The sequence below is a fragment of the Actinocorallia populi genome (genome assembly GCF_002995495.1).
In the GTDB taxonomy this organism is placed as follows: Bacteria; Actinomycetota; Actinomycetes; order Streptosporangiales; family Streptosporangiaceae; genus Actinocorallia; species Actinocorallia populi.
On record NZ_PVZV01000006.1, the window covers coordinates 139,277 to 151,893 of the forward strand.

The 12,617-nt window shown below is 73.5% G+C and carries 2 protein-coding genes; both read right to left on the minus strand.

The window, feature by feature from the left end:
• Nucleotides 1-12: 12 nt before the first annotated feature.
• Nucleotides 13-1,713, minus strand: coding sequence for an ABC transporter ATP-binding protein (locus C2865_RS24100; protein ID WP_106400834.1), 1,701 nt, complete (start codon nucleotides 1,711-1,713; stop codon nucleotides 13-15).
• A complete protein-coding gene (locus tag C2865_RS24105; protein ID WP_106400835.1) occupies nucleotides 1,700-12,616 on the minus strand; it encodes a non-ribosomal peptide synthetase in 10,917 nt (3,638 codons plus the stop codon). The genes C2865_RS24100 and C2865_RS24105 overlap by 14 nt, the downstream gene beginning before the upstream one ends.
• Nucleotide 12,617 lies beyond the last annotated feature (1 nt).

A 12,617-nucleotide genomic window follows, 5' to 3' on the forward strand; every position in this document is an offset into this window, starting at 1 on the left:
GCCGCGCCGGGATCACCGGGCCACGGCCAGCCGGTAGTCCTCGTCGGTGGTGAGGAGGTTGCGGTGGGTGTCCTCGGCGGTGATGACGCCGTCGTCCAGGACGAGGACGCGGTCGGCGGCGTCCAGGAAGGCGGGGCTGCTGGTGATCACGATGGTGGTGCGGTCCCGGCGGAGCTTCGCGACGTTGCGCGCGATGAGCTGCTCGGTGACCGCGTCGACGGCCGTCGTCGGGTCGTGCAGCACCAGGACGTCGGTGTCGGCGGCGAGGGCGCGTGCCAGGGACAGCCGCTGGCGCTGCCCGCCGGAGAGGTTCGCGCCGCGGTCGCGGACCGCGTGGTCGAGCCCTTCGCGGTGGAGGGCCACGACGTCGGTCAGCATGGAGGCCTCGACGGCCTCGGAGACCGTCCGGCTGGTGCCCGACGGGTCGATGTTGGTGCGCAGGGTGCCCGCGAAGATCTCCCCGTCGTACGGGTTCACCAGCATGTGCTCGCGGACCGCCTCGACGGACAGCTCCGCCGCCTCCCGCCCGCTGATGCGCACCACGCCCTCGTACGAGCCGGGCGGGACGTGCACGGCCAGGATCGACGCGAGGTCGGCCGCCGCGCGCGGCTGGTAGGCGGCGATCGCCACGAACTCCCCGGCGGTCACGTGGAACTTCACCTCGCGCAGGGCACCGTGCCGGACGCCGTCGACCTCCAGGTCGCCGCCCGCGGACGGGCGCTCCGACCCCGGCGTCATCACCGGCGGCGCGGCCAGCACCAGCGCCATCCGCTCGGCCGACGCACGCGCGATCATCACGTACTTCGGCATCTCCGAGAACAGCCTGAGCGGTTCCATGATGAACTGCGCCAGACCCACGGCCATGACGAGCTCGCCGATGGTGATCCGGCCGTCGAACGCCAGCCAGCCCGCGGTCAGGGTCACCGCGGCGGCGAGCACCGCGTTGAGCGCCAGCGCGGTCCCCGCGTACACGCCGTTCGCCCTGGCGACGGTGACCGCCTGGCTCCTCGCCTCGGTGCTGACCCTCCGGTAGGACCGGAACGCCGCCTGGTTGCCGCCGAAGCCGTGCAGCGGGCGCAGGCCGGTGATCAGGTCGGCGACCTTCGCGCCGGCCCGCGCCACCCGGGCCTGCTGCTCCTTGGTGCTGGCGCCGATGCGCCTGGACATCACGCTGAGGATCGACAGGATCGCGACGGTCCCCGCGATCACCAGCAGGCCGAGCCGCAGGTCGGCCATGCCCAGCGCGACCGCCGCGATGAGCACCGCGACCAGCGAGCTGATCAGCAGCGGCACCACCTCGATGATGTCGGCGGTCTGGTCGGCGTCCTCGGTGGCGATGGTCAGGACCTCGCCGGACCTGAGGTCGACGTCCCTGGCCACCGGCTGCAGGCCGCAGGCCGCGACCCGCACCCGCCAGCGGTGCGCCTCGGTCGTGTTGGCCTTCTGCAGGATGCGCATCCCGAACCGCCACGAGTACGACACGACCGTGATGATCACGGCCAGCGCGGCGATCGACAGGCCGAGCGCCTCGAGGCCGCGCCCGCGCATCGTGTGCTCGACGATCAGGCCGAGCGCGATGGGGAAGGCGGTTTCGCCCGCCTGGTACATGCCCATGAGGACGGTGCCGCCGGTCATGGCGCCCGCGTTGCGCCGCAGCGCGGTCCGGAGGATGTCGGACCCCGTGCGGGGCCGCTGCGTGTCAGATGTTTTCATCGAGATGGCGGGCAATCGCTTCCGGGGTTCGTAGGGTGAGCAGATCACGGACTGTGATCACGGGACCGTATTCACGGCGGAGCAGCCCGTTCAGCCGCACCGCCAGCATGGAGTGTCCCCCGAGGGACAGGAAATCGCTCACCGCGCTCACCTCATCATCATCCAGGTCCAGTGCCTCGGCGAAGTACTCGCACACCACGGCCTCGGTCTCGGTCGCCGGGCCGCGCTCGCCCGAGGTGGTCAGCGCGCCCAGCGGCCTGGCCTCCGGCAGCGCCCTGGTGTCGGCCTTGCCGTTCACCGTCAGCGGGATGGCGTCGACCTCGGCGTAGTGGGAGGGGCGCAGGTAGTCCGGCAGCCCGGCCCCCACCTCGGCGGCGACCGCGGCCAGGTCGGCGCCGTCCAGCACGAGGTAGGCGGCCAGCCGGTACGCGCCGTCGACCTGCGGGTCCGGCTGGGCGACCGCGGCGGCGAACCGCACCGCGGGGTGCGCGGCGAACGCGGCCTCGACCTCGCCCGGCTCGACCCGGTGCCCCCGGATCTTGACTTGCTGGTCGGTGCGGCCCAGGTACATCAGGTTCCCGTCGGGCCGCCGGACCACGAGGTCCCCGGTGCGGTACATGCGCTCGCCGGGCCCGCCGAACGGGCACGCGACGAACCGGTGCGCGGTCTGGGCCGGCTGCCCGAGGTAGCCGCGCGCGATGCCGACGCCCGACACGTACAGCTCGCCGGGCACCCCGTCCGGCACGGGCCGCAGCCACGGGTCCAGGACGTACACGTCGGTGTTGTCGATCGCCACGCCCACCACCGGGTCCTGGCATTCGAAGGTGCCGACGCCGAGGGTGTTGATGGTGTACTCGGTGGGCCCGTAAAGGTTGTAGCCGACCGTCCCCTCGGTCTCGGCGAGCTGCTGCCACAACTTCGGGGTGACCGCCTCACCGCCCAGCAGCACCAGCGCGGGCCGCCGTGCGGGATCGTCGAGCAGTCCCTCGGCCACCAGCTGCTGCGCGTAGGTGGGGGTCACGTTGATGACGTCGATCCCGTGCTCGAGGCAGTACTCGACGAGACGGGGCGCGTCGCGGCGCAGCTCCTCGTCGCAGATGTGCACCTCGTGGCCGTCGGCGAGCCACAGCAGCTCCTCCCACGACATGTCGAACGCGAACGACACGGTGTGCGCGATCCGGAAGACCCGGTGGCCGTGCTCCGCCAGCACCGGCTCGAAGATCCGGCGCCGGTGGTTGATCAGCATGTTGGTGAGCCCGGCGTACTCGGTCACCACGCCCTTGGGCTTCCCGGTCGATCCGGAGGTGTAGATCGTGTACGCGGGGTGCCGCAGGCGGTCCGGGTCGTCCGGCGCGAACGTGGTGAACGGCTCGGCCTCGGGCAGGGGGCGGTCCAGCTCGATCAGGTCGCCGGACAGCCGCGGCGACACGGAGCTCACGGTGAGGATGACGTCGGGGCGGGCGTCCGCGACGATCGCGGCGATCCGCTCGTCCGGGTGGTCCAGCTCCAGCGGCACGTAGGCGGCGCCGACGCGCAGCACGGCGAACAGCGCCACGATCGAGTCGAGGGAGCGCGGGACCGCCAGGCCCACGGTCGTCTCGGGTCCCACGCCGCGCCGGGCGAGCACGCCCGCCACCGCGCGGCTGCGGTCCCGGAGTCCGGCGAACGTCATGGTCCGGCCGTGGGCGACGAGCGCGACCCGCTGCGGGTCGCGGTCCGCCGCCCGGTCGAACCGGTCGACGACCGTGTCCGTGCCGATCTCCGTGCGCCCGGCGGGCTCGGGCCGCGGCCCCGCGCCCGGCAGCGCGCCCAGCGGCCCGGTCGACCGGGCCAGGTCTTCGAGCACGCGCAGGTAGTCGTCCAGGAGGCGGCGGGCGTTCTCCGTGTCGCCGTCGCGGTACTCCAGCTTGACCGTGAGCCGCTCGCCGGGCGTGACGACCCAGGTGAACGGGTAGTGCGTGGAGTCGTCGGCCTGCACCGAGGTGATGCCGTGCCTGGCGTTCATCTCGGCGAACGCGTCCAGGTCCAGGAAGTTCTGGAGCACGAAGAGGTTGTCGAACAGGGTGTCGTGCCCGCCGGCCCGCTGGATCTCGCCGAGCCCCAGGTGCTCGTGCTCCATCGCCTCGACCCGGGCCGCCTGCACGGCCGACAGGTACTCCCGCGCCGTGTCGTCCGGCCGTGCCCGCGTCCACATGGGCACGGTGTTGAGCAGCACGCCGACGACATCGGCCAGGCCCTCGCCCTCCCGGCCGGAGACCGTTACGCCGAACACGGCGTCGGCCCGGCCCGTGTGCGCGCCCAGCAGCAGGCCGAACGCGCCGGTCAGCATCGAGTTCAGCGTGACGCCGTGCGTCCTGGCCGCTTCCCGCAGCAGTTCCGACCGCTCGGCGGACAGGGTGTGCACGAGCATGAGCGGCAGGTCGTCCGAGAGCGACGGCGACGGTCCGGCGAGCAGCGTCGGGCCGGGGAGACCGGCCAGGTGCTCGGCCCAGAAGCGCTCCGAGGCGGCGGAGTCCCTGGCGTCGAGCGCTCGGGCGTAGTCCTCGAAACCCGGCGCGGCCGGGACGGGATCGAGCCGCTCGCCCGCGAGGACGGCCTCGTAGGCGTCGAACAGGTCGCGCAGCACGATCTCGCGCGACCAGCCGTCCCACAACATCAGGTGGTAGCTCAGCAGCAGGCCGTCGCGGCCGCCGGGCAGCCGCACCACGGTCAACCGGATCAGCGGCGGCTCGTCGGGGTCGAAGCCCGTGTTGCGGTCCTCGGCGCGCAGGGCCTCGACCTGCGCGTCCGTCGCCAGTTCGACCGTGCGGACGCCGGCCCGCCGGCCCGCCTTGAGGACCTGGACCGGGTTTCCGGCCTCGTCGGTGGTGAAACCGGCGCCCACGACCGGGTGCCGCGCGATCACATGGGCCATCGCCTCCGCCAGGGCGTCGGCGTCCAGGCGCCGGTCGAAGGCGAAGTAGCTCTGCGCGACGTAGTGTCCGGCCGGGCCCGCCATCTGGGCCTGGAAGAACAGGCCCCGCTGGAGCGGGGTGACCGGCGCCGTCCGCTCGGCCGTCGCGGCGGCGTCCGCGATGTGCTCCAGCGCGTTCCGCCAGTGTCCGGTGATCTCGTCGGGGACGCCCTCGGCGAGGGTGAAGGCCGCGCGCAGGCTTCCGGTGGCCGTGTCGATCCACGCGTTGACCTCGACGGCGTACGGGCTGCCCTGGTCGCCGCCGGTGATGTGCAGTGACTGGGACTCGCTGCCGCGGCCGAGGTAGTTGAACAGGACCTGCGGGCGCGCGTTCAGCAGCGGGGCCGTCTGCGGGTTGAGGTATCTGAGCCGGCCGTAGGCGACATGCCCTTGCTCGTCCGGCTGGCGTTCGGCGACCTCGCGCGCCGCCGCGACGGGATCGGTGTGCGCCGTGAGCCGCACGGGCGCGATGGAGGTGAACCAGCCGACCGTGCGGGTGTAGTCGTGGTGCTCGAGCACCGGGACCCTGCCGTGCCGCTCCAGTTCGATCGCGAGATCGGAGGGCGACGGCTGGACGTGCGTCAGCGCGGTCCGCAGCGCGCCGCACAACAACTCGGTGAGGCCGACTCCGAGCGCGGCGGGCGCGGTGCGCACCACGCGGTCGGTCACGTCGGGCGCGATGTCCACGGTGGCCTCGCGCAGACCCGCGACCGCGGGCAGCAGCGGGGGCGCCTCGAGCGCGGTGACCCAGCGGCCGAGGTCGTCGATCGCGTGGGCGGACCCGGCCGCCAGCGCGTCGGCGTACTCGGTGTAGGACGTGGTCGGCGGCGCCAGGGGCTCTCCGCGCATCGCGGCGGCCAGATCGTCCAGCAGGATCAGCCAGGACACCGCGTCGACGGCCAGGTGGTGCGCGGTGACCACCAGGGTGCGGCTCGCCTCCAGCCACGCGAACGCGATCACCTCCCCGGCCTCGGGGTCGAGCCGTCCGGCGGCCTCGTTCGCCACCGCCGTAGCGTCCGTCGCGTCGGCCCGGAGGACGGTGACCTCGCGGGCGGGCTCGGTGCGCAGCGCCCACACCCCGCGCTCGACGCGCAGCCGCAGCCTGAGGGCCGGATGTGCGGCCACGACGGCGTTCGCGGCGCGCTCGGCGTCGGCGAATCCGGCGCCCTCGGGCGCCGCCAGCGTCCTGGCCTGGGCGAACCGGTCGAGGGATCCGCCCAGGTCCCGCTGGCGCAGGATGATCGGCGTCGGCGCCAGCGGACCGTCCTCGCGGCGGGCGGGCGCGGGGGCCTGGGGAGCGTGCGTTCCCAGGTGTTCGGCGAGCGCGCGCGGGGTCCGGAACAGGAAGACGTCCCGGGGGACGATCGGCAGGCCGCGCGCCCTCGCCCGGTTGATCAGGGAGATGGCGACGATGCTGTCGCCCCCGGCCCTGAAGAAGTCGGTGTCGCCGTCCACGTCGGCGCCGGGCAGCGTCTCGGCGAAGAGGGCGACCAGCGCGGCGAGCGAGGAGCCCTCCGCGGCGGCCACCGGCGCGTCGTCCCGCGCGGCGCGCTCGGCCAGGGCCTTGCGGTCCAGCTTGCCGTTGACCGTCAGCGGCAGGGCGTCGACCGCCAGCACCCGGGCCGGCACCATGTGCACGGGCAGCTTCGCCGACAGGAGGCCGGTGAGGTCGCCGGGCACGCGGCCCACGACGTGCGCGACCAGGTGGTCGCCGTCACCCGCCACGGTGACGGCCGCGTCCACCACGCCGTCGAGCTCCCGGATCGCCGACTCGACCTCGCCGAGCTCGATGCGGAAGCCCTTGAGCTGCACCTGGTCGTCGGCGCGCCCGACGAACTCCAGCCCGCCGTCGAGCGTGCGGCGGGCGAGGTCGCCCGTGTGGTACATGCGGGAGCCGTCGGCCGCGAACGGGTCGGCCACGAAGCGGGACGCGGTGAGCCCCGGCCTGCCCAGGTAGCCGAGCGACACCTGGTCCCCGGCGACGTAGATGGCGCCCACCCGGCCCGGCGGCACCGGCCGGAGCCGGTCGTCGAGCAGGTGGACGGACAGGCCGGGGATCGGGCCGCCGATCGGTCCGGCGGCGCCGGAGGAGAAGTCCTCGCCGGTCAGCACCCGGTGCGTGACGTGGACGGTGGTCTCGGTGATGCCGTACATGTTGACCAGCTCGGGCGAGGCGGTGCCGTGCCGCTCCACCCAGCCGCGCAGCCGCTCGAGGTCCAGCGCCTCGCCGCCGAAGATGATCCGGCGCAGCGAGGTCACCGGCTCCCCGGCGTGCCGGTCGGCCTCGATGAACCGGTGGAACGCCGACGGGGTCTGGTTGAGCACGGTCACGCCGCGCTCGCGGACCAGCCGGTGGAAGTCGACCGGGGAGCGGGTCAGCCCGTACTCCGGCACCAGCAGCTCACCGCCGTGCGCCAGCGCGCCCCACAACTCCCACACCGCGAAGTCGAACGAGTAGGAGTGGAACTGGACCCACACGTCGTGCGGGCCGAAGTCCATGTCGGGCCGGGTGTTGGCGAGCAGGGCCACCACGCTGGAGTGCGGGACGACGACGCCCTTGGGCCTGCCGGTCGAGCCGGACGTGTAGATCACGTACGCCGGGTCGTGCCAGCCCGCCGCGGAGACGTCGGCCGCGGACGCGCCGGGCGCGGTGCCGTCCGGCGGCGCTCCGTCCCCCTGCACGAGCACGCGGGCCGGCACGCCCGCCCTGGCCAGCAGCTCCGTGAAGCGCTCCCGCTGGTCCCGGTCCACGAGGACGACCTGCGGGGCGGCGTCGGCGAGGACGTACTCCAGCCGTTCGTCCGGGTACGCCAGGTCCAGCGGCACGTACGCGCCGCCCGCGGTGACGATCGCGACCAGGGCGACGACCTGTTCGAGGGAGCGCGGGACGGCGACGGCGACCCGCTTGCCCCGCCCGACACCGGCCGCGCGCAGCATCGAGGCGAGCGTGTCCTTCGCGTCCGCCAGTTCGCCGTAGGTCAGTGAACGGGTGCCGCCGTCGAGGCCGCACTGAGTGACGGCGGTGGCGGCCGGGTCGCGGTGCGCGGCGGCGTCGAACAGCTCGCCCAAGGTCGTCGGGACGATCCGAGCGGGGCTGCGGGCACCGTCGGGCGCCTGGTCGACGATGTCGCGGACCAGGTCTTGCGGCCCGGCGAGCAGCCTGGACAGGGCCCGGGTGAACGTGCGCAGGATCGCCTGGGCGCCCGCCTCCCGCAGCAGCTCGCCGTCGTAGATCAGGTTGAAGCGCGGACGCCCGTCGAGCGAGCGCTCCACCACGAGGGTCAGCGGGTAGTGCGGGGCGCCCTCGTTCACGATGCCGGTGACGGCGAACTCGTCGTCCGGTCCCCGCAGGCTCTCGACGTCGGTCGCGACGTCGAAGACCACCAGGGTGTCGAACAGGTTGCCCACACCGGCCTGGCGGCCGATCCGGGCCAGCGAGACGTGCTGGTGGGCGAGCACCGCGCTCTGGTGCTCCCGCATCGAGGCGAGCAGGCCGCGCGCCGTGGTGGTGCCGTCCCAGCGGGCGCGCACGGGGATCGTGTTGATGAACAGGCCCACCATGTCCTCGATACCGGACACGTCCGCGTCACGTCCGGACACCGTGGAACCGAACACCACGTCCCCGGAGTGCAGGATGCCGCCCAGCGTCGCCGCCCACGCGCTGTGCACGGCCACGCTCAGCGGGACGCCCGCCGACCGCGCGGCCGCGTCGACGTCCCCGTCCGGCTCGGCGGCGGTGTCGGCGAACCGGTCGGAGGGGGTGTGCCCCTCGGCGACCAGCGAGGGGCCGGGCAGCCCGGCGAGCTGCCCGCGCCACACCCGGTCGCTCTCGTCGTCGTCGCGTCCGGCGAGCCAGCGCACGTAGTCGGAGAAGCCGCCGCGCGGGTACACGCTCCCCGGCGCGTGGTACTCGGCCAGCAGCGCGCGCAGCATCGGCGGCACCGACCAGCCGTCGGCGATGATGTGGTGCACGGTCTGCACCAGGACGTTCCGGCCGGAACCCGCGCGGATGAGCGTGTACCGCATCAGCGGTCCGGTGGCCAGGTCGAATCCGGCGCGCCGGTCCCGCTCGGCGTGGTCGCGGATCTCCTCGTCGGTGATTCCCGGACGGTCCAGTGTGGTGAACGGCGCCGCCGCCCCGCTCTCCAGCACCGAGACGACGCGGCCGTCGGCGAGCGCGGTGAACCGCGCGGCCAGGTTCGGGTGCAGCGCGAGCAGCCGGGTGGCCGCCGCCGCGAGCCTGTCGGCGTCCACGTCGCCGTCCAGCGTCAGGAGCTGCTGCTCGACGTAGCTGCCCGCCGCGTCGTCGTCGAAGACCGAGTGGAAGTACAGGCCCTCCTGCAGCGGGGTCAGCGGCAGGATGTCACGCAGTGCGGGACCGTCCAGGGCGTCGACGTCGTCCTGGGTGAGGGAGAGCAGTCCGAAGTCGCTGGGGGAGTGGCCGCCTCGCTCGAGGGCCGCCAGCCCCGTCAGGGCCGCTTGGAAGTAGCCGCCGATCGTCGCGATGTCGTCGTCGGTGAACACCCCGTCCGGCCACGAGATGGTGGTGACCAGCTCGTACTCGCCGCTCGTGCCCGGTTCGGCGATGGCGTTGAACTCCAGGGCGCGCGGCAGGCGCATCCTCGGGTCGCGCTTCTCGCCCAGCTGCCCCGTGGTGCCCGCGAGCCGCCAGTCCCCGGACGTACCCGCGTCGAAGCGGCCCAGGTAGTTGAAGAGCACCTGCGGCGCGGGCGCGTCGAACCCGGTGCCGGCCAGGTAGCGCAGGGCGCCGTAGGACACGCCGTTGTCCGGCACCCGGGCGAGGTCCTCCTTGACCGCCTTGAGCGCGGCGGACAGGTAGCCGGGGGCGGTGAAATCGGCAGTCGCGCCGGGGTCCACGACCACCGGGAACAGGGTGGTGAACCAGCCCACCGTCCGCGACAGCTCCGGCTCGAAACCGGCGGTGTCCGCGACGAACCGCCCTTCGCGGCCGTGGCCTTCGAGTTCGATGTGCGCGAACGTCTGCTTTTGGCCGAGGTCGCGGCGCCACCGGGCGAGGGCGACGGCGAGCGCGGTCAGCAGCACGTCGTTGACGCCCGCGTGGAACTTTGCGGGGATCTCTCCCAGCAGGGCGGCCGTGGCCTCGGGGCCGACGGAGACGGTCCGGACCTTCTCCCGCGCGACGGTGTCGGCTTCGGTCAGCGGGCGTCTGCCCACCGGTCCGTCCGCCTCCGGGAGAGGGCGCTGGAAGTAGGCGGGGTCCGCGTCGAGTGCCGCGCGCTCCAGCAACTGCGTCCAGCGCCGGAACGACGTGCCCACCGGGGGCGGCTCGACCGGTGCGCCCGAGGTGAGCTGCCGCCAGGCCGTGGCCAGGTCCTCCGTCAGGATCCGCCACGACACGCCGTCGATCACCACGTGGTGGACGACCACGACCAGCTGCCGTGCCTCGCGCCGCCAGACGGCGCGCAACATCACGCCGCCGTCCGGGTCCAGCCCGCCGGCGGCGAGCGCGACGCACTCGTCGAGCGGCAGGTCGCTCTCCTGCCATTCCGCGACGGCTCCGTCCGCCTCCGGGATGTCGAAGCCCCAGCGGTCGCCGCGCACCAGCCTGGCGCGCAGCATGTCGTGCCGCCTGACCACGGCGGTGAGCATCTCGTCGAGGGCGTCGGCGGTCAGTTCCTCAGGGGTGTTCAGCACCACGGACTGCACGAAGCCGTCGATCGCGTCCGTGGTCTCGCCGAGCCACTGCACGATGGGCGAACCCGCGACGGAACCGGTCGCGGCGTCGCCGTGGTCCACGGTGGAGATGTCGTCGCGGCTCGCCACCGCCGCCAGAGCCCCCACGGTGTCGCTGGCGAAGATCTGCCTGGCCGTGACGTAGAGGCCCGTGTCGCGCAGCGCGCTCAGCAGCGAGATCGCCAGGATGCTGTCTCCGCCGAGGGCGAAGAAGTTCTGGTCGACGCCGACCTCGTCCAGCCGCAGCACCGACGCGACCGCCGCGCACACCGCGCGCTCGTCCTCGGTGGCGGGCGGGACGAACGCGCCCGTCCCGATCTCCGGCTCCGGCAGCGCGCGCCGGTCCAGCTTGCCGTTCGGGGTGAGCGGGAACTCCTTCATCACCACGATGTGCGCGGGCACCATGTACTCGACCATGTGCCGGGAGGCCCAGTCCTTGACCTCGTCCGCGCGCAGGTCCTCGCTCCCGGCCGCCGGGATCACGTACCCCACCAGGTACGTGCCGCCCGCCGCGTTCTTCTTCGCGACGGCGCAGGTGTGCCGGACCCCGGGGTGCTCGGCGAGGCCGACCTCGACGTCCTCGATCTCCAGCCGCATACCGCGGATCTTGATCTGGTTGTCGGCACGGCCGAGGAAGTCCAGCGTCCCGTCGGGGGCGAACCGCGCGAGGTCGCCGGTGCGGTACAGCCGCGAGCCGTCCCCGGCGAAGGGGTTCGCCACGAAGCGGGACGCCGTCAGGCCGGGCGCGTTGACGTACCCGCGTCCCAGCAGGAACCCGCCCACGTACAGCTCGCCGCCGACACCGACTGGGACGGGGCGCAGCTCCTCGTCCAGCACGTACAGCTGGGTGTTGGGGTTCGCCCTGCCGATCGACGTCGACAGGCGCTCCGCCGCCCCCCGGTAGATGACGTGGGAGACGCCGATCGTCGTCTCGGCCGGGCCGTATCCGTGGTACAGGGGGATGTCGAGCCGGGCGCGGAACCGTTCGTACAGCTCCGGGGTCAGCACCTCCCCACCGCACCACACGTGCCGCAGGCTGTCCAGCCGCCCGGAGTCGCCCGCGATCTCCAGCAGCACGTCCAGCATGGACGACACCAGGTAGGCGAAGGTGACGCGCTGCTCGGCGATGACGCCCAGCAGATGGTGCGGGTCGCGTTCGCCGCCGGGCCGCAGGATGACCAGCCTGCCGCCGCACACCAGCGGCAGGAAGATCTCGTTGATGGAGATGTCGAACGACAGCGGTGCCTTGAACAGCGACGCGTCGTCGTGGCCGAAGCCCAGGATCTCGTTCACCTGCCACAGCAGGCGCTCGCTGATCGCCTCGTGCCGGATCATCGCGCCCTTGGGCCGCCCGGTCGAACCGGACGTGAAGATCACGTACGCCAGGGCGGGGCCGGGGACGGCGACGTCGGGGCCCTGCCGGGGGTAGGAGCCGAACCGCCAGTCGCCGAGGTCGACGGCCACGGCTTCCGGTTCGTCCGGGTCGTGTTCACCGGAGCCGTTGAGCTGGAGCACGACCCGGGCGTCGTCGATGACGACGGCACGGCGCGCGGCGGGCCACTGCGGATCGAGAGGCACGAAGGCGCACCCCGCCTGGAGCACGCCGAGCAGGCCGATCACCATCTCGGCGGAGCGGTCCAGCGAGACGCCGACCACCTGTTCGGCGGTGAGCCCCCGCTCGATCAGGTGGTGGGCCAGCTGGCCGGACAGCTCGGCCGCCTCGCGGTAGGTCAGAGAGCGGTGCTCGTCGACGATGGCGACGGCGTCCGGCCTGGTCCGCGCCTGTTCGCGGAACATCTCCATGATGGTCGGGCGGGCCCGGTCGACCTCGTCGCCGTGCCATCCGGCCAGTGCCTCCAGCCGCGCCGCCACGCTGGACGGGCCGATGGTGCCCACGGGCCGGTCCGGGAAGTCGGCGAGGTCGTCCAGCGCGAGCCGCGCCTCGGCCAGGTCGACGCCCTCGGGGACGGTGACGCCCCACCCGGCTCCGCCGGTCCGGTGGGCCTCCCAGCCGGCGACCCCGCGTCCGCCGCCGTCGATCCAGTCGAGGACGTCGGCGAAGCGGGTGTCGGGGGTGAGGTCCAGGCCCTCGGGGCCGCGGCCCGTCGCCCAGTACGCCAGTCCGACGGCGCACGCTGCGAGGACGGTCCCGTCGGAGTGGCCGCCGGTCCGCCGGCGCGCGCCGGCCAGGCGCGAGGGGGAGAGCCGCAGGAGACGAGCGCTCGGTTCCACCATC

What these genes read in the sequence shown, in the direction of transcription:
- C2865_RS24100 (WP_106400834.1), bottom strand. Translation starts at nt 1,713, where the DNA reads ATGAAAACATCTGACACGCAGCGGCCCCGCACGGGGTCCGACATCCTC.
- C2865_RS24105 (WP_106400835.1), bottom strand. Translation starts at nt 12,616, where the DNA reads ATGGTGGAACCGAGCGCTCGTCTCCTGCGGCTCTCCCCCTCGCGCCTG.